Raw genomic sequence first — 19,094 nt, forward strand, 5'->3', positions numbered from 1 at the left:
TTGAGTGGGAACTTTGCAATTTCAGGGAAAATACGATGACCAATTTACCGCCTTCCGACCCCAAGTCATCTGAAAAAACAGCTCTTGGCTTTGATGAATTTATTGCCATTTTAGTTGCCTTCGGTGCGATCGGGGGGATTCTCTTGTGGTCATTTTCTCGCCGAGATGCTGGCTGGAACTTCAATATAGTGTTGTCGCCAACACCAACTTCCACAATCCAAGCGCAACCAACTCCCACAATTACCACTCCAGCTTCCCAGGTGCAGCCAACCACTAATCCTCAACTTGAGGCTGTACCAGTACCTCCCAAAGAAGTAGTCCCCGAACCCAGCCCAAATTCCCCTCTCATACTGCCACCAGTCGAAGTACTTCCACTGAATACCGCACCAAAGACTGTACCTTTTTCTACATCTAAAAATCCAGAGTCATCAGTTACCTCATCGCCCTTACCCTTAGTTACCCCGGCTGAACAAAAATCAATTATTCCACCACCCATCGCCTTTAACGATGTACCGAGAAATTTTTGGGCAACTAAATTTATTAATGCACTTTCGGCGCGTGGAATTATTAAAGGCTTCCCAGATTACACCTTTAGACCAAATCAGCCTGTGAATCGCGCGGAATTTGCAGCCATTCTCCAGAAAGCTTTTGACACGGAACTGAGTAAAAATTCTGTACCTTTTAAAGATGTCTCAGGTAAATATTGGGCAACACCAGCAATCGATCGCGCTGTGGGTACAGGTTTTTTAAAGGGGTTTCCCAACAAAACTTTTAAACCCAACCAAAAAATTACCCGTGTACAAGTTTTAGTAGCACTTGTGAGCGGTTTAAATCTTAAACAACCAGCCAAACCCGCGCAAGTGCTAAGTATTTATCAAGATGCCAAAAAAATTCCTAAATATGCCGTGGCTAAAGTAGCGACTGCCACAGCTAATGGTTTAGTAATTACCGATGCTAATCCTCAACGCTTGGCACCCAATCAAGTAGCCACTAGGGCAGAAGTAGCAGCAATGGTGCATCAAGCTTTAGTTAAACTGGGAAGACTAGATAAAATTTCTTCGGAGAATATTGTGCGCTTACCTAAGCAAACTTCACTGTCTGAAAATAAATTAGCCAACGAACTATAGCAAAGTGCTGAGTGCTTAGTAATAACTTAGGAAATTGCATGAAAATAAAGTACCAGTAAACCGAGTTTCGACTCCGCTCAACTCTCGATCTTTGAGGGTTGAGCGAAGCGATGCACTGAGCTTGTCGAAGTGTCGAAACCCGGCTGGTTGGGACACTATTAACCCGCAGATCCCTTAGTATTCTCATGAGTTTCAGCCATTAATATAGTCATAGTCTAAGAGAGGGTCGTGCAGAACACTACCCTCTCTTATGTGTTTGAAATTATAGCGGTAGTCAGAGATGTTAAGACAAGTTGAAAGCTTAAATGCCAGGAATAGTAAGACTTTTACCTCCTGCCTCCTGCCTTTTGCCTCCTGCCTGCTGCTATATTATGCGCCAGGAGCGTTTTTACCAACAACTTGTGATTTAAGAGTTGTAATTTCGTTAGTTAGCTCTTTTCTGGTTGAAGCTTTGAGTAAATAGCGGTAAATAAACCAAGCAGAGTAACCAATCCCAATCAACTCAAAGGTAGGTGCTACTAAAGGAATATCATTCAAAGAATCTAATATTGCCAAAAGTACCTTAACTGCGACAAGTGCTGTCACAATTGCGCCAACAACAACTAAGGGTTGCTTATATTTGCTGAACAAGCTACCCAGGTACTCAGGCAGTGATGCTAAAAAGCTAGAAATTTGTTCGCCGTATTTCACCCATTCCTCTTGAGGTTGAGCAGGAGGCTGGAGTTTAGTAATGGTACCTGTTTGGCTGTTGATATCTGCCACTGCTGCTTCTGTGGATTTTGTTTCTGCGAATTCTGGTTCTGGCATCTTAATTTCCATAAATTTGACAGTTGGGTTTTTTTATCTGGACAATGACAACCAAAAGGCTGTGATTAGACAAGGCACAAGTTGATCAGACTTGGATAGGTAACACATTGTATTCCCTATAACCATAAATGCCTCTAACCTCTACTGCATCAACTCCAAGGTAGACAGTCACTAGAAGGACAGAAGCCAAAAATGGTAGGCTGTGTTACTACATTTATCTGAGTTTTGTGTTTGTCAATCAACGGCAACCTTCAGGATGAGATTATCCCATGCCGTATCAGTTGCTGATAATCGTACTCATGCAAGTACAATTCATGCAAAAATCAGATCACCTCTCATTTATACAAGGTTAATCGCCGATTTTAACTGAATATTAAAGCTATCTTCAGCCAGATTCGTCAATGAATCCATTGGTCATTGATATGAATACTTAATAAAAGTTCTTCTGTATTCACCGAATAGGCGGAGGGGAAGGGTGCAGGGAGCAGGGGGAGCAAGGCCTTTCCTTAAAGCTTGGATATGTACGAAGCCCCACCCTAGAAGGGCGCTCATCTGGGACTGGGACATTTATAAATCAGGGCTGACATCCACAAGTTTTCTGATGAGAATGGGTGTAAGGGTGTAGGGGTACAGGGGTGTATGTCTTCAAAACCCTTACACCGTCTGGCTAACGCTGACGGCGAAGCCCCATACCCTTTTACCCCTACACCCAATTTCTACAACTGTGGGAAACGAGTCTACTTAAGTTCCATTTAGTCCCAGTCTGGCATTTGTGCGCCTTCTTCACCACCAACACCGATGCCTGTGTTGAAAATATCTGCATCGGTGATATTCAGATTGTCCATTGATGCGCCGTAGACGTTGGAGTCATGAATTTGAGCGCGGGTAAAATTCACGCCGTCAAGATTAGCTTTTTTAAAGTTAACGTTGGTGACAAAAGTTGAAGATAGGTTAGCTCCTTTCAAATTTGCGTTGGTGAGGTCTGCACCTTCGAGGTTTGCGCCTACAAGGTTAGCTTTAGAAAGGTTAGCACCACGTAAATCTGCACCAATTAAATGAGCGCCACTGAGGTTAACTCCTGCTAGATTGCACCGCTGACATTCCCCAGTAGATAAAAGCCTTTGTAAATCTTGCGAATTCCCTGCTTTCACAGAGGTGGCAAAAATGAGGGGAGTTGTTGCTAAGGCTATAGCGGCAAATAGCTTGAATTTCATAATCTTTCCCCTTTGTATTAAAGTTGTAACCGTTCTTTTCCTCACGATTCTATTATCTCACTAAATTTGTGGACAATGTTGATTTAACTCACAAAATCAAGGTGATGTTTAATAGTTTGTTCAACCGTACAACGATAGTATTGATAAGGGTTTTAGGCTGGCGATCGCTCACAAAACATACCTGAAATTACCAATCTTTATCTTGTTAAATCTTTTTAAGAAATACAAGCATTTATTTTGATTTGTCATTGGTTGTTAACCGGAATTTTTCTATTATGAATTGGCACTCAGTAATTCTACTTTTTAGTATATTAAAGTACCGTAAATTCACGCATGTATCGATTCACTAACTGCGGTTGTTCTTGCTGTACCCAATGCCCACAATGAGGAATATACTGAATTTGCAAGTTGCTGACATAGGCATCAGTTCCATAGGTAAGCTCTTTGCCAAGGGCAGTATCATCTTCACCCCAAATCATCAGTGTAGGAATATTTAAAATTCCCCAATTTTTGTTGGGTAAAAAGTGAGAAAATACATTGCGATAGTAGTTGAGCATTGCTGTTAAAGCGCCAGGTTTAGCTGCCGCATTTTTATAAGCTGCTAGGTCAGAGGCAGTAAAAGCATTTTTATTAACTGCTGTGCCTTGAATAATCTGAGCAATTGATTGATAGTCAAAAGCTTGCAGGAGAAATTCTGGCATGATTGGCAGTTGAAATAAGAACATATACCAGCTACGTATTAACTGTTGGGGAGTTGATAATCCCTGAGAAAATTTGGCAGGGTGTGGTAAGTTAAGTATGATTAATTTCTCTAACATTTCTGGGTGAGCATAAGCAAAACACCAAGCGATCGCACCACCCCAATCATGCCCAACTAAAACGCATTTTTCGTGACCTAAACCTTTAATTACACCCGCAACATCTTTGATAAATTCATCCATAATATAAGCTGATTGAGCTTCGGGTTTTTCACTATCGTTATAGCCACGCAAATCTAAAGCAACTACTTGAAAGTTTTCCGCAAATTCTGGTATTTGATGCCGCCAAGAATACCAAAATTCGGGAAACCCATGTAGCATCAACATTAAAGGGCCTGTTCCTTGGGTAACATAGTGTAATTTCACACCATTGGTAGTTATATATTTATGTTCCCAAGCGTTTTTGATTTCAGACATTTGTTGTATTTTTTAAAAAAGTAATCTAACTATTGTGGAATTATGTATCAGATTACTATCCCTAACATCTGTTAAAGGGCAGTTTTTGAGGTGGTAGTAATGTCAGAAAATGCTAATAAAAGTCTGAGGTGTGAAATTTATAGTTCAGACTCCTCATGAAACCTATGAACCGAAAAGAAATTCGCGGTGTCTGGTTGACAACTACCGATAGTAAAGTTTTCCGGTCACAACAACGCATTGCAGCAGCGATGGACTTGTTAGCGGAGACAGGATTTAATGTTGTGTTCCCTGTGGTTTGGAATAAGGGTGTGACTATGTACCCCAGCCAAACTATGCAGCAGACTTTTGGAGTGGAAATTGACCCGATGTCGGTTGGTCGTGACCCGTTAGCGGAGGTAATAGCCGAGGCGCGACGAGTGGGGTTAAAAGTTATCCCTTGGTTTGAATATGGGTTTGCGAGTTCTTACAACTTGAATGGTGGAATGCTGTTACAGCAAAAGCCAGAATGGTCGGCGCGTGACAGTCAAGGTAATTTGTTGCAGAAAAATGGCTTTGAGTGGATGAATGCTTTTCATCCCCAGGTGCAAGATTTTTTGTTGAATTTGGTTTTGGAAGTGGTGAAAAATTATGATGTGGATGGGATTCAAGGAGACGATCGCTTTCCGGCTTTACCATCAGAAGGAGGGTATGATCCTTTAACAGTTGCGCGTTATCAGCAGCAATTTGGCCGCCGTCCACCCAATAATCACCAAGATAGACAATGGTTACAGTGGCGTGCTGATATTTTGACTGATTTTTTGGCACGTTTATATGGCGAAGTCAAAAGAATTAATCCTAACTTGTTGGTGTCGATGTCACCTAATATTTATGATTGGGGATTGCGGGAATATCTGCAAGACTCAGCCACATGGTTGAAGTTGGGCATAGTGGATATGATTCACCCTCAGATATATCGCCGCGATTTTAATAGTTATAAAGCGATCGCCAATCAACTAGCAAGTTGTCAGTTTAGCGATGCAACTCTCCCCAAGTTAGCACCGGGGATGTTGATCAAGTTGGGGACTTATTCTATCAGCCCAGAATATCTTGTGCAGGCGATCGCTTACAACCGCCGACTCGGAATTTCTGGGGAAGTCTGCTTTTTTTACGAAGGTTTGCGCGAAAATAACAATGCTCTTGCTCAAGTTTTGCGAAATGGCCCCTACTCTCAACCTGCGGCGTTTCCAACTCTGGCTGATTTACAACAACCCAGCAACAGCAATTCTTTGTCATTCTGGCAGAGAATCAAGAGATTCTTAAAAAATCTTTTTTAAAGGATAAAGCGCGTGGCAGATAAATTACAGATAGAACAGGTAATTCAAACTCTCAAACAAGATTTACCCACACTTTTTGAGCAAGATATTACCTATAATATTTATACACAGGATATTTCTTTTAAAGACCCAGTAAATAAATTTAAATATAAATTCAACTATCGAATTATTTTTTGGACATTGCGATTTCACGCCCAATTATTTTTTACTCAAATTGCCTTTGATTTACATGAGGTGTATCAATCAGCAGAAGACACAATTTTAGCGAAATGGACAGTACGTGGGGTTTTGCGTGTGCCTTGGCAAGCTAAGATATTTTTTAATGGTTATTCAACTTACAAATTCAATTCAGAGCATTTAATCTATGAACATATTGATACTTGGGATAGAAAGCCAGGAGAGATTTTAAAGCAATTTATTCAAAAAGGGTAAATTTAAACATAATGGAAAGAAAAGTATGGTCTGGTCTGAATATAGTCAGATTTCAGCATCCATTTGATCAAAAAGCTTTGGCAGCTTTAAATAAAATGCCTGGTTTACCTTTAGTGTTGAAGAAGGTAAATGAATATGGCATTGACCGTTTACTGAGAATGCAAATTATCGGTGGAGAATTTCGGGTGACACCGCAAAATTTTCCCAAATTATCTGATGCGTTTATAGAAAGCTGTCAAATTCTTGATTTGACTCCTCAGCCAGAACTTTATTTATTTCGGGGGACGGGACATATTCAAACTAATGCCGTTGGTGTAGAAAAGCCAATGGTAAGTGCGAATTTGGAAGCAATGGAATGGTATACACACGCTGAATTACTATTTGCGTTTGGATGTGAAATTGCACGCATCAAGGGTAAATACATTGCTTATCAACAAATGGCAAATGTGATGCCATTGTTAAAAAATATTGTTAACAGTACAACTTTTGGTTTGGGAAGTTTAGCAACTGGGGGGATAGAAGTCGCTTTATGTAATTGGATTTTGATGTCAAAATTTACATGCGATCGCGCGGGTTTATTGGCATGTCAAGATATTAATATCGCCATCACCGCACTCATGAAGTTGGCTGGTTTACCATCGGAATATATAAGTGCCGATACCATTGCTGAGTTCCAAGCACAAGCACGGGAATTTTCGCTTATTAGTCTGGATAATTTGGATCAAGTCACTAAAATATTCAGCTTTATGGAGTACAAATTTCCCTGGTCTGTGATGCGAGCTTCCGAATTGTTAAAATGGGTTGATTCGGGAGAATATGAAAAGTTACTACAATCAGAAAATGTAAACCAACCAGCCGATTCAGAAGACAATACAGATACAGAGAAAGATGCCGAAGATTGGCAGTTTATGTCTTCTTGGTAAATGATTGTTTATCTAAAATAACAGTCTGTCTTCAATTATTAGTGAGCAACTTCTTTGTTGCTTTTTTAGTGTAATTCGCTTCCTACCCTGCGGGTTGTTCTCGTTCGGTGAAACCGTTCCCAGAGGTTAGAGTAGATGCTTACGCGTCTATGCTTCGCTTTAGATATGTGCAGGCAAGCTGATGAAATTTTCAGCTTTGATGAAAAATCTCGGTTGCATATAGCTCTGAATATCTATACTAAATAGAGTAAATTAATTGTTAATCAGATTGTGAAATTAGGCGAGTTTAAGCGAGAAATTATTTCTCAGATATCGTAATTACATCATAATTCAATGACTTTCTCCAGCCAAAATCCAAGAATGTTGTCATCAAAATGACAGGCTCTCTTTTAGGTAACACAAGTGTATGGAAGAGAGATACCATGATGTTGGTTGGATTTAATATCTATTTTTGAGATATTTCAAGTCAAATATCTCTAGTAGTAGATTAAACTGAAACAATGGCAAACCCCGAAAATTCCAGGGTGAATATATGTTTGTTGTGCGTTTGAACCCAGAACTAACTTATCTCATCTATAAAATATGAAGGTGGAGTAAAAGGTGACTAGTATTGAAAATCACGTCTTCTCTTTTTCAGGAGAAGTATTAATTCCTCAAGCTCCTCCTGAATATAAATCGGGGTTTATCGGCATCATTGGTCGTCCAAATGTCGGTAAATCTACTCTAATGAATCAATTAGTTGGTCAAAAAATTGCGATAACCTCCCCAGTAGCCCAAACTACGCGGAATCGTTTGCGTGGAATTTTGACCACCGAAGCAGCACAATTAATTTTCGTCGATACACCGGGAATTCATAAACCCCATCATCAATTAGGGGAAGTGTTGGTACAGAATGCCAAAATTGCCATTGAATCAGTAGATGTGGTGCTGTTTGTAGTTGATAGTACAGCTGCTTGTGGTGCTGGCGATCGCTACATTGCGGAGTTATTAACCCACAGCCACACACCCGTAATTTTGGGACTGAACAAAATTGATCAGCAACCAGCGGATTCCCAGTTTATCGATGAAAGTTACCAACAACTAGGTGATGCTAACCAATGGCCGTTAGAGAAATTTTCCGCCAAGACTGGTGCAGGATTGCCAGAACTACAAGAATTACTGACGGAAAATTTAGAAACTGGCCCTTTATACTATCCGCCTGATTTGGTGACAGACCAACCAGAACGGTTTATTATGGGCGAGTTAATTCGGGAACAGATTTTATTGTTAACCCGTGAAGAAGTGCCGCATTCTGTGGCGATCGCCATTGATAAAGTAGAAGAAACACCATCAATTACCCGTGTCATGGCTACCATCCACGTCGAACGGGATTCCCAAAAAGGCATTTTAATTGGTAAAGGTGGTTCTATGCTTAAAGCCATTGGTAGCGCCGCCCGCGAACAAATCCAAAAACTTATCTCCGGCAAAGTATACCTGGAACTTTTCGTCAAAGTCCAGCCAAAATGGCGACAGTCCCGGTTAAATCTGGCAGAGTTTGGCTATCGCGTGGAAGAATAGAGAAGTTAGTCAATAGTCAATAGTCAATAGCTATTAAACTATTGACCATTGACCATTGACTAGATAAACAAATGTCTACCAATCCTAGCTACTCCTTCAATCTGCCGAATGATCAACCTGTGTTGCGGGTGTTGATTGTGGAAGATGATCCGATGATGCAACTAGGACTCGAACAATCATTGATGGCGCAACCCCAGTTGGAAATTGTTGGACAGGCAGAAGATGGTTATTTAGGGGTACAAGCAGCCTTAAAATTAAAACCAGATTTGGTAGTCATGGATATTGGTTTACCACGCCTGGATGGAATTGCAGCGACACAGCAAATTAAAGCGGCGTTACCAGAAACCCATGTCGTGATGCTGACATCCCACACCACCGAAACAGAAGTGATTGCGGCACTTTCTAGTGGGGCAGATGCTTATTGTATCAAAGGTGCGAGTGTAGAAAGACTGCTAAAAGCGATCGCAGCCGCCATTGATGGCGCGACTTATTTAGATCCGCAAATCGCCAGACGTGTCATTGATAATCTCAAACCGCCCGCAACCCAAGGAAACACCGCCAACCTTTCCGCCAGAGAGTTAGAAGTTTTAAAACTGATGGTAGAAGGTTTAAGCAACCCCGAAATTGCGGAAAGACTTTACCTGAGTCCCAATACCGTTAAAACCCATGTCCGTGGGATTATGAACAAACTAGCAGTTGATGATCGTGTTCAAGCGGCTGTAGTTGCACTGCGATCGGGTTTAGTGTAGTTAATAATATGTGACTGTTGCCAGAAATTTACTCGACGGAATGTCATTTTTCACTCGTATTTACCAAGAATTAATGACATAACATTGACACAGATTTGTCAAAACTTTTTAGAGATAGAGCAGTCTAAATCAGAAGATAAGTTTTCATTCTGAATTTAGGTGAGTAAGGTTATGAGTTATAGAATCACTTCGGTTAGTTTGTTACTAGGATTAGTTGCAGTTTCTTTAGGTAATGGTATTGCCTCGGCTGATATCGCTGGTAAACATCCATATTATATTCATGCTCGTAGTGACCTGCGACAAGCAGAATTACTCTTGCAAAAAGCCGATGAATCTAATGTTATTCAAGAAGAGAAAGCTGCATATTCTAAAGTTCATGCAGCGATCGCAGAACTTGACAAAGCTGCTGTCCTAGATCGTAAAGATGTAAATAATTATCCAGCAATTGATAGTTCATTGAAACATTTAGATAAGTTTCGCAGTATTTACAAACTTTTACGCAGTGCAGAAAAGGATATAGAAAGAGAGGAAGATAACCATGCTGCTGTCGGTTGGCGTAATCGAGCCAAAGTTAATATTGAACAAGCAAAACACTATGTCGAAAACGCAGCTAGTAAAGATGTAATTGACGATTTACGAGCTAGTAATTACTAATTAAAGGGTTTGGTATACGATGAAGGGGTATGAGTGTGTAAGTGTTCCAAGCCATTACCACTCATTACCTTCCTTACACGCTTGTTTAATTCAATCCTCACCTTGTTTTAAAGGAATCACAATTACAAATTCTGTACCTTTACCCGGAGAGGAAATACACTCCAGGGTTCCATGATGATTTTCTGTGATAATTTGATAACTAATTGACATTCCCATTCCTGTACCTTTACCAATGGGTTTCGTCGTGAAAAAGGGGTCAAAAATCCTTTGTTGAATATCTTCTGGTATACCCAAACCATTATCAGCGATTTTAATAGCAATCTGAGTTTCATTCACTACTTCAGTATAAATCCGAATTCTACTAGGAGAAGCTTGTATTTCCTTGAGTGTGCGTTGTGCGTCTCGTTCTTCTAAAGCATCAATGGCATTATTCAAAATGTTCATAAATACTTGGTTGAGTTGACCAGCATAGCACTCAACTAGAGGTAATTTACCATAGTCTTTAATAACTTTAATACCCTGATAATTATGTTTAGCCTTGAGACGATTCTCTAAAATTAATAATGTACTATCAAGACCTTCGTGAAGATTTACTGCTTTATATTCAGCTTCATCAAGGCGGGAAAAATTGCGGAGAGATAGGACAATTTGGCGAATGCGATCGGCTCCTATTTTCATCGAAGATAATAACTTGGGTAAATCTGACATTAAAAATTCTAAATCTATAGCATCGATTTCTTCTCGAATTAAATCCACAGGATAAGGATAATTTTCTTGATAGAGATTAATTAGCTTGAATAAATCATGAATGTAATTAATAGCAGGATTAATATTGCCATAAATAAAGTTAACCGGATTATTGATTTCGTGAGCTACACCTGCTACTAATTGTCCCAAAGAAGACATTTTCTCACTTTGAATGATTTGGGATTGAGTACGTTTTAATTCTTTGAGTGTTTCTTCTAGTTGTTGAGTTTGTTGTCTGAGTGCGGCTTCTGCAATTTTGCGATCGCGTGATTCAATTACCAGCCGCACAAAGTCTGTAATTGAGCCTATAAAGCTTTCTTCTTCTAATGTCCACTGGCGCGGAGTGAGCAAATGTTCACAACAAACTACACCAATCACTTCCCCTCTTGACCAAATCCGCGCATCTAACATCGCATTAATTTCTAACGGAGTTGTATAAGTTGCAGCAAATTCAGCAGTACGAGCATCTTGATACACATCCTTAACTGCAATTATTTGTTCTTCTTTGAGAGCTTGAAAATATTTTGGGAAGTCGCAGACAGATAATTTTAAACCGTGACTGTGGCGATTATATTCCTTTTCATATAAATCCACACATTGAATTTGCAAACGATTTTCTGTGTATAACCAAACACTAACACGCCCAACCTCAAGACCTAAACTAGCTACTTCTGTTACATATTGAATCGCAATTTGAAAATCATCATGTTGTAGTTTTTCACTCTGTACAAGCTGTTGTAGAGCATTGCTATGTCTGCGAAAGCGTTTTTCAGTTTGTTGGCGTTCCTGAATTTCTTGCTCTAACTTATTGATTGTTTGAAGTAACAAAGTAGTTTCAATTTGCTCTTGGGGAATAATTAGCCGAATTGAACCTACTAAAAATGAATTACCCGCTTCGTCAGATAATAAACTTTTTTTAGTAGATATAATTTGGGTTCTACCTTGGTAATCTGTGATTAGTTCCTCGTTTTCATCCGTTACGCCTGTGGTGAAAACCAGTTCATCCCTAGCCCAAAAAACATCGGCTTGGGTTTTGCAAAAAACATCATAATCAGATTTACCAATTAGTGATGTTCGCTTATATCCAATGAACTGACAAAACGCATCATTCACAAACACCCAATTGTGTTGTCTGTCCTTTACAAAAATGGGATCAGTAATGCTGTTCAGAACACTCCACAGCAAAGCCTGAGAAGATTGTTGCGGTACAAAATGAGAAAACGCCATTCTTGCTGAATCCTGCAAGTTACTGGCTCTCTTTTCGGCAAATCATCCCAAATTAAGCATGATTTACACAAAAGATGGCCAAAGTTTTCCCTTAGTATGCCCAAGATATCTTAAAATGCAATACCACTTATACAAATATCTTGCATCTAGCCCCGATGAATGGAATTCGCATACCAGATGCTTCAAGTCGGGAAACCCACCCAACGCACTGGTTCAGCTATAAAAACAAAGTACGCGATCGCGGACTCATAGAAACTCAAGGTTTTTAACCCACATAAATAAGTTTCGCCTGTGTGCAAGATATGAATATACTCTCCCTTGTCCCCCTTGTCTCCCTTATCCCTCTTATCCCTTCCTTACCTAATATTCACCAGCTCGAATCACTGTCCCCAAAGTCGCCTGTCCTAAAATAGCCTTAAATAAATTTCCGGGAATATTGCCATCAATTATCCAACAATCAATTCCCCAATCAGCAATAGCCAAAAATTCTTCTACTTTCTGAATCATTCCACCAGTCACATCAACTGACTCACTCTTACCGATCGCAGCTTTAATTTGAGTATAATTGGCTGGTGTAATTTCAGGTATCACTTGCCTATTTTGGTCATATACACCAGGATAATTGCCAGCATTGATGAGTTTTACTCGATAGTTACCTTGAACATGAAAGTATTTGGCTAACTCTACTAATAAAGTATCAGTAGAAAGAATAGTACCGCCAATTGATTGATCTAAAACAACATCTCCGAAAACCAAAGGTATTAAGCCAGCTTTGAAACTATTTTCAATTACTGAAAAATTTGCTTGCAGTAGCTTTTTATTTTGAGTGACTACCATCATGAAAGGTGGTAAGCTCACTACTGGAAAACTGGCTTGTAAAAAACAATTTGCTAGTAATCTATTTAAATCTAAAACATCTTGGTGAACTAGACAAAACCCTAGTTTATCAATATCACAGACAACGCCATTGATAGTATTATGTTTATGGGCTGACTGATGCCCAAAAGAACCAGCACCATTGCCAATAATTAGTTTCAAACTTGGATTTTTCTGCTTGACTAGACTAATTTCTGTAACTAGTTTTTGCATAGTTTCTAGTCGAGCAGTGTATGGTTGGTTCTTATCAGTAATTAGAGAACCTCCCAGTTTGATTAATACTAGCTCTAGCATGAAATATCAAGATGTAGTAACTGTATCGTATTCGGTTAAATACTTATCATTCAGTCAGCAGAGGAAGCAGAGGAGGTTTTGAGGTTTATGCACAGATATGCTGAATAATAACTGATTTGCCGAACATGATATCATCGAGTGTTCACTTTCTTAAAGCTCAATTAATAAGCAACAGTTATATTGCTGTTGCTTATTTATGATGAACATATTTCTTGCAGAATCCATAAGTTAAAAACTAGAATCCTGAACTATATATATTGCTTATTTATCAATCATAGAAATTATCTACTCTGATATCCCGTAGGATTTCCGAAACCTGCCATCCAGAATTGGCGATGGATAAAACTACCGGGTTATCTCGCGCTGGAATATAGTTAGGCTCTCTAGTTTCTACTATATTGACTACTGGTTTTTCCTCAACGGTAGCTTCTTGGCTTTCATAATCATCTATTGAAAGATTTTCTTCTTCAATCTGTTTGATCTTTTTCAGGATTAATTTTTCGGATTTTTTGATGAGTCGTATATCCATGATGATTTGTTAAGCCTTAAAGTGTGACAAAGAAATAATCAACAGAAGGTAGATTCTGAGAGAGTTCAAGAACTTCTTCCAGAATCTTGCGCTAAATCCGCAAAAAAGTTTTATGAACTTGGGTGTTGAAAAAATTACCTAAGAAAATCTAGGATACATCAAAATCGATTTAAAATCCCCAGAGTCAACGGAAAACTTTCTGAAATTGTAGATGCCAACTTCAAACCACCATCAATACTATTTATTAAGCACAAGAAGGTTTATCTCATCAAAAAGTTCTTCTAATTTCACTTTCAGTCCTGATTTGTAAGTTGTTGATTGTTTGCCAGCAACTCATACCATTTCACTTTACAGACACAATATCATTCCTTAAGGCGCACGTTGGGAGGACACCAAAACAAATTTTTGCTGGAAATACCCAAAGATTCTAAAATTCCCCGCATAATTTCTGTGCAGTACATCCAATGTTCCAAGTCATCATACATCCGGTCGGGGTTAAACTCGGCGTTGTAATGCAGCACATTGGGAATGTCTAAAAACTCATCAGAGTTTTGGGGTGAAAGTAACAAAAGTTGAAATGGTTTACCTTGGCAGTGTTTTTCTAGTTTGCTGACTAAATCTAACACGCCACGGCGATCGCATATACCAGTGCGGACAAAAAGTGCTTGGTCGCAATTTTCAATTGTGTACCAAAACCTTTGAGAACGTGCTGTATAGCGTACCCGCATCCGTTCATATACCGGAGACATATCGTTTATAGGGTTGTCTGTGTCTTCCACTTCATGGGCAAAAGATAAACCAGACCATTTGCTGTGATAAATTCTCCCTGCTTCTGGACTGTAGTTTAGCAAGCTGGGATTCCACATATCATCAAAACGATTTTCGATGATATCTGCGATGTCTGCAATCTTGGTAGTGCGGGTCAAGTCAAAGGGAAAAGCCGGGCCATCATATTCCATTTTGTATAACATCATCCGCACCGCGCAGCGATCGCCCAATGGCACAATTGCAATTCGACTGATGTCTGATAATTTACATTGATATTGAAATAACACCGCCGACTGTGAGGGAATTTTCACCCGACTTTCCAGCCCATCTTTACCAATCATCATCGTGCGGAAGGGAATCTCAGGGTGTAATGGGTCTTCGTAAACACCTACTGGTACAGCTTTTAGTGCCTGCCGTACTTCTTTCCACATGGGATGGATATTATATTCATGGTCTGATTCATTAATTAGCCAGAGGTGGCGTTCATCTTTTTGCAAGATTCCCAAATGCCCATCATAAAACAAAACTTGGGAGTCATTCGGGGCGAATAAGTTGAAAGATGCTGTATATTCTAAATCAGAGCCTGATGGTATTTCTACGGTTGTAGCGATCGCGCCATTTTCCTGCACAGCAAAAAACGGCAGTGTTCCCGGTTGGGGATTTTTGGCAACATAAATACCTGGAAGCAACTTGGCTTTGCTTTGCAGAACTGTTTGGAGTTCTTGCCAATAAGGCGCAATGGTGTAATTGTGGGGTGATGGATTACTAATTCGCAGACTTTTTTCTTCGATGTAGGCACAAACATAAAATCCCGCATGATCAAGATAAATCGGGATTTCATTCGGCTGCCAGAAATGGGGATTTTCTTTGGCTAATTTGGCTTTGTCGATATCAAATAATTGCAAATCGATGGCTTCAAACATCAAGCGATGACCGAAGGTGTTGGGATGCGCCGGGTCAAAAGATATCCCCTCCCGCCAGCGTCCTAGGCCATTATCTAAGGCTGGCAACCAATTCAAAATCGGTACGCCCCAATTTAAAATTCGATTGTGGGTATCTTTTAACAGCCAGTAATGCTCAGAAGAATAATTGTTATTAGGATAAACCCCACCTAAAATTGGCAACGCGCCCAGTTTGCGTGTCATTTTCACCAACTGCTGCAAACCGCTTTCAAACCGCCTTTGTACAGATCGCCGTTCATGCGGCGCACAATAAGCCAATCCTTCGTTACCCAGAGATAAGGCAATAATTACGACATCAGGTTGTTCTGGTGTAACTACTGAAGCAAAGCGAGCGATCGTACGGCTGACATTGGCTCCAGCTTCCGAGACATTAACTACTTTATGTCCATATTTTTGTTGTAAAGCTTCTTCTAGTAGTCCAGTCCAACCGTGAAATAACCAAGCTTTATGACCCAAGGCCACAGAACTGCCAATCACCACAACTTTTAAACTATCAGATTCGTCTTTCAAAACCTGTTTTGCAGTATTTGGCTGCTCAAAGTATCCGAAAGGATGCGGCTGTAAATAACCGAATGCCCCATCATCGACAATCATAGTACTGGAATGCTTATGATTAATCGGTATCCAACGATTCCACCCAAAAGCTTCCCATTCCCCATAATTACTAGTATTAAAACGCACGTACTTATATTCAACTTTCTGATCATCGCCCCCATCTAAAGATGGCTGAATGTCAATTTCATCTGACCACCATAAAGGATAGCGATCGCCACTGGTGCGGAGGCGAACACATTTAGTAATATCCCACGATCCCAACTTGGAAGTAGAACCAACCAGCCCAATGGATTCACCAGTTTGGGTATATGCACTAACCTGGAAGCGATACATAAGATTTTTTGTGAATTTAAGAATAAAATGCCACTGGAAAGGTTGAATCCTCCAGATGCTTTGACAGTATCACATACTACATTTAAAGTCTGTATTCCAAGAACCTTCAAGAATAATTCTGAATCAATCAGGAATTGAGTATTGGGGACGGGTCAAAGCGTTATCATAGAGGCGATCGCAAATCACACTCAATAGAAATTCGTAAGGTGTCTGGCAATGACCATCTCCTTAGAAAAATTTAGCCAATCTTCTCCGGTGTTTCAGCAGTATGATGCAACTTGGCAGGACTATGAGACAGTAAGGGATAACCCGGATATTGATTGGCGTAAAATTGCATTTCATCAGGGATGGTTATGGGTTGATATGGGAACGGAAGGACTAGGACATTCTTCTTTTAGCGATTTGATGACCGCAGTTTTCTTTGTGTGGGCGTTCTTACACCCAGAGATGGTATTACAGTCCTACGGACGCTGTTTAATTGAAAATCCCGAAACCCACGCCTGTGAGCCAGATTTAGTTTTGTACAAAGGTCAAGATATTCCGAAATGGAAACCAGGTGAGCCGCGTCGGATTATTCTTGACCATCATCGTCTACCAGATTTAGTGGGAGAAATTGCCGATACCACTTTAGGTATTGATCTGGATGAACAAAAGCGACTTTACGCTAGTTTAGGAATTGCCGAATACTGGGTAATTGATGTTAAAGGAATGCGATTATTTGCATTTGGTTTAACTGCAACAGGTATCTATCAAGCCATCGAAGTTTCTCAGGTGTTGACTGGTTTATCCATCGCCCTTGTAGAACAAACACTAGAAAGATTAGCTCAAGAAACTAACACCGCAGCCGCTAATTGGTTGATGCAGCAATTACAAACAAAATAAGTATAGGGTATGAGGTTTGTTGAAATTGGGCTTTGGATTGAGTTTAGTTGGTTGGGTATCAACAGGAGAGACTATGCAACGTTATCAAGTTATGATTGCAACTACTATTGGAACATTAGCGGCGATCGCTTTTGGCTATTTCGGAGTGCAAACACTCGGCAAAGATACGATGTACAGCATTAGTGCGGGAATGTTTGGAGTCGGGGCGGGAGCTTCTGTGAGTCAAGTGGTGAGCAACAGAAAGCCGCGACGGACAGTAAGAACCTAATTAGAAAGTCAATAGCTCACAAAAATACCCCCTGAATTAATCAAACAGAGGGTCAAAAAATTTTGGGACTTGCTGAATTATGGGATGAAATTTAACGGGTTAAAATTTAAAACTCCTTATTCTCTCTGCGCGGCAGTCGCTACAATGAGGGGAACCCCTGCAACACGCTGCCTTGCCTTTGCGTCTCTGCGTGAAATAATTAAAACTCTAGGACAAAGCTTTCGCTAACGCTTCTCCAAGTTGTTTGAGGGCTTTTTCTTTGGCAAAATCGGCGGCGGAACGTGCTGACTCTGCAAGGATTGTATCAGTGTTGGGAGTTAACTTTAATGCTCCACCGAGATACCCAAGAGACTTGACATAATAATCAGACAAGTTGGTAGAAGCTAAACGTTTCACCGTTTGGTGATCACCACTTTGAAAAGCGGCTAAAGCTTGGCGATGTAATTCGGTTTCGGGAGTTCCTAAGACTTCCAGGATAGCGTTAACGGCTTGGTTGACTTTTTCTAAGGTGAGTTCCGATGACACAGCTTGTATTATTGCGATGTTTTTAACTACATATAGCAGGATACAGATCAGAGGTGACAGTTTAATCACGCCATCTTTTCACTCCAGGTATTTCTAATACCAAATCTGCACCGTAAACATTCCCTGGGGTTTGAAATCCTGGCTTTACTTCACCTTGGATGATGTGTTTAATCACTACTACAGCAGCTAAAGCCGTAAAATCATAAGCTTCGGGGCCGATGAGTTTTGCTGTAACTTGACGACCAGATTCATCTTCTGCAATACCAACAACGCCAACTTTACCTTGAGCGCGTTCTGCTGCACTTGGCCCTTGTGGTAATTGTTTAATTAAATTCGCTAAGGCGCTTTGGAAAAGAGATGAATTAAATAACCAGCCTAAATACTGACTGCTTTCCATCAAAAAACTTACCGGGTTGGGAAAGACTGTGTAAGTTTCAATATTGGGAATATTGGTACTGTGGAATGCGGTAACAAGATCAGCACGCCAAGGGTTAGTTACGGCGGTGACTAAACCCGCACCAAAATCAACTTGACGTTTTTTCTCGGCTGGTCGAGATGGAATTAGTTTGCCTGCTTTGCGGACGAAACCCATTTCATGTAAGCTGGGCAGAACCGTATTAGCAGTTCCTTGAGAAACACCGCCTTCAGTTTCATAGATTAAGGTGAGACTGTTGGCGGTTGGTAACTGAGATTTGAGGTAAACAGCCAGACAATCTGTCGGGACGACACCAAACCCAACACCAGGAAGCAGCATAATTCCTGCATTTGTCGCTTCATCATTTCGTGCTGCTAAAGCCTGAAATTCGGGAACTTCGCCAGCGATATCTAAATAATGGGTGTGAGTTTGCAAACAGACATCAACCAGTGATTTAGCAGTTTTCGCAAACGGCCCGGCACAATTGAGAACAACTGTAACATCTTGCAGAGATTGTGCGATCGCCTGTGCATCGTCCAAACTAAACACCCGAAAATCAAAGTTTAATTTCTCCGCAACTGATACCAACGCACCTTGATTTCTACCAGCCAAAATTAACTCTACACCCTGACTTTTTGCAGTTTCCGCTATTAGTTTCCCCGCATAGCCAGTTGCACCATACAATAACACCTTTGCAGTCATTGTTTTTCCCAAATTAAATCTTCATAACTCCCCCTTAGCCATAACTCATAAACATTTCAA

General features: G+C 40.3%; 18 protein-coding genes. 9 read left to right on the forward strand and 9 right to left on the reverse strand.

Going from position 1 to position 19,094, the window contains the following annotated elements; all coding sequences use genetic code 11:
- Positions 1-35: 35 nt before the first annotated feature.
- On the forward strand, positions 36-1,127 hold the full coding sequence (locus tag H6G75_RS16280) for an S-layer homology domain-containing protein (RefSeq protein WP_190981066.1): 1,092 nt from the start codon (positions 36-38) through the stop codon (positions 1,125-1,127).
- Positions 1,128-1,496: 369 nt separating this feature from the next.
- Here H6G75_RS16280 and H6G75_RS16285 read toward each other — a convergent pair whose 3' ends face one another.
- The 3 genes from H6G75_RS16285 to H6G75_RS16295 form a co-directional block, all read right to left on the reverse strand.
- On the reverse strand, positions 1,497-1,934 hold the full coding sequence (locus H6G75_RS16285) for a CAAD domain-containing protein (RefSeq protein ID WP_190981130.1): 438 nt from the start codon (positions 1,932-1,934) through the stop codon (positions 1,497-1,499).
- A 752-nt stretch (positions 1,935-2,686) separates the two neighbouring features.
- Entirely contained in the window at positions 2,687-3,148 is a 462-nt protein-coding gene (locus H6G75_RS16290; protein ID WP_190981067.1) for a pentapeptide repeat-containing protein, read from the reverse strand.
- Positions 3,149-3,459: 311 nt separating this feature from the next.
- Positions 3,460-4,323, reverse strand: coding sequence for an alpha/beta fold hydrolase (locus H6G75_RS16295; RefSeq protein ID WP_190981068.1), 864 nt, complete (start codon positions 4,321-4,323; stop codon positions 3,460-3,462).
- Between the two features lie 164 nt (positions 4,324-4,487).
- On the opposite strand from H6G75_RS16295, the gene H6G75_RS16300 reads away from it, so the two are divergent.
- The 6 genes from H6G75_RS16300 (at position 4,488) to H6G75_RS16325 (ending at position 9,951) form a co-directional block, all read left to right on the forward strand.
- On the forward strand, positions 4,488-5,636 hold the full coding sequence (locus H6G75_RS16300; protein WP_190981069.1) for a glycoside hydrolase family 10 protein: 1,149 nt from the start codon (positions 4,488-4,490) through the stop codon (positions 5,634-5,636).
- 12 nt (positions 5,637-5,648) lie between these two features.
- A complete protein-coding gene (locus tag H6G75_RS16305; RefSeq protein WP_190981070.1) occupies positions 5,649-6,068 on the forward strand; it encodes a DUF2358 domain-containing protein in 420 nt (139 codons plus the stop codon).
- Between the two features lie 11 nt (positions 6,069-6,079).
- Positions 6,080-6,991 (forward strand): M48 family metallopeptidase, encoded by a 912-nt coding sequence (locus tag H6G75_RS16310; protein ID WP_190981071.1) that lies wholly within the window; start codon positions 6,080-6,082, stop codon positions 6,989-6,991.
- A 600-nt stretch (positions 6,992-7,591) separates the two neighbouring features.
- Positions 7,592-8,548 (forward strand): GTPase Era, encoded by a 957-nt coding sequence (gene era / locus H6G75_RS16315; protein WP_190981072.1) that lies wholly within the window; start codon positions 7,592-7,594, stop codon positions 8,546-8,548.
- Positions 8,549-8,619: 71 nt separating this feature from the next.
- The gene (locus tag H6G75_RS16320) at positions 8,620-9,297 is read left to right on the forward strand and encodes a response regulator transcription factor (RefSeq protein ID WP_190981073.1); all 678 of its coding nucleotides are present in this window, start codon (positions 8,620-8,622) and stop codon (positions 9,295-9,297) included.
- Positions 9,298-9,468: 171 nt separating this feature from the next.
- Positions 9,469-9,951, forward strand: coding sequence for a hypothetical protein (locus H6G75_RS16325; RefSeq protein WP_190981074.1), 483 nt, complete (start codon positions 9,469-9,471; stop codon positions 9,949-9,951).
- Positions 9,952-10,041: 90 nt separating this feature from the next.
- Here the strand turns inward: H6G75_RS16325 and H6G75_RS16330 are convergent, their stop codons facing one another.
- The 4 genes from H6G75_RS16330 to H6G75_RS16345 all read right to left on the reverse strand — a co-directional run bounded on the left by H6G75_RS16330 (position 10,042) and on the right by H6G75_RS16345 (position 16,242).
- Complete coding sequence (locus H6G75_RS16330) at positions 10,042-11,925, reverse strand: ATP-binding protein (protein WP_190981075.1); 1,884 nt, start codon at positions 11,923-11,925, stop codon at positions 10,042-10,044.
- A 360-nt stretch (positions 11,926-12,285) separates the two neighbouring features.
- Positions 12,286-13,095: an isopentenyl phosphate kinase gene (locus tag H6G75_RS16335; protein WP_190981076.1), complete on the reverse strand. Its 810-nt coding sequence runs from the start codon at positions 13,093-13,095 to the stop codon at positions 12,286-12,288.
- A 268-nt stretch (positions 13,096-13,363) separates the two neighbouring features.
- Positions 13,364-13,624, reverse strand: coding sequence for a hypothetical protein (locus H6G75_RS16340; RefSeq protein WP_190981077.1), 261 nt, complete (start codon positions 13,622-13,624; stop codon positions 13,364-13,366).
- Positions 13,625-13,986: 362 nt separating this feature from the next.
- A complete protein-coding gene (locus H6G75_RS16345) occupies positions 13,987-16,242 on the reverse strand; it encodes a DUF1796 family putative cysteine peptidase (protein WP_190981078.1) in 2,256 nt (751 codons plus the stop codon).
- Between the two features lie 216 nt (positions 16,243-16,458).
- Between H6G75_RS16345 and H6G75_RS16350 the strand changes: the two genes are divergently transcribed.
- Positions 16,459-17,124 carry a Uma2 family endonuclease gene (locus H6G75_RS16350; protein WP_190981079.1) on the forward strand — a complete coding sequence of 222 codons (666 nt, stop codon included), beginning with the start codon at positions 16,459-16,461 and terminating at the stop codon, positions 17,122-17,124.
- Positions 17,125-17,197: 73 nt separating this feature from the next.
- Positions 17,198-17,392, forward strand: a complete 195-nt coding sequence (locus H6G75_RS16355) for a hypothetical protein (protein ID WP_190981080.1) — start codon at positions 17,198-17,200, stop codon at positions 17,390-17,392.
- Between the two features lie 207 nt (positions 17,393-17,599).
- Here H6G75_RS16355 and H6G75_RS16360 read toward each other — a convergent pair whose 3' ends face one another.
- Together H6G75_RS16360 and H6G75_RS16365 are read right to left on the reverse strand one after the other, a co-directional pair.
- Complete coding sequence (locus H6G75_RS16360) at positions 17,600-17,917, reverse strand: hypothetical protein (RefSeq protein WP_313934853.1); 318 nt, start codon at positions 17,915-17,917, stop codon at positions 17,600-17,602.
- Positions 17,918-17,978: 61 nt separating this feature from the next.
- On the reverse strand, positions 17,979-19,034 hold the full coding sequence (locus H6G75_RS16365) for a trans-acting enoyl reductase family protein (RefSeq protein WP_190981081.1): 1,056 nt from the start codon (positions 19,032-19,034) through the stop codon (positions 17,979-17,981).
- Positions 19,035-19,094: the final 60 nt, after the last annotated feature.

Origin of the sequence: Nostoc sp. FACHB-280, from assembly GCF_014697615.1 — a bacterium.
Classification (GTDB): Bacteria; Cyanobacteriota; Cyanobacteriia; order Cyanobacteriales; family Nostocaceae; genus Nostoc_B.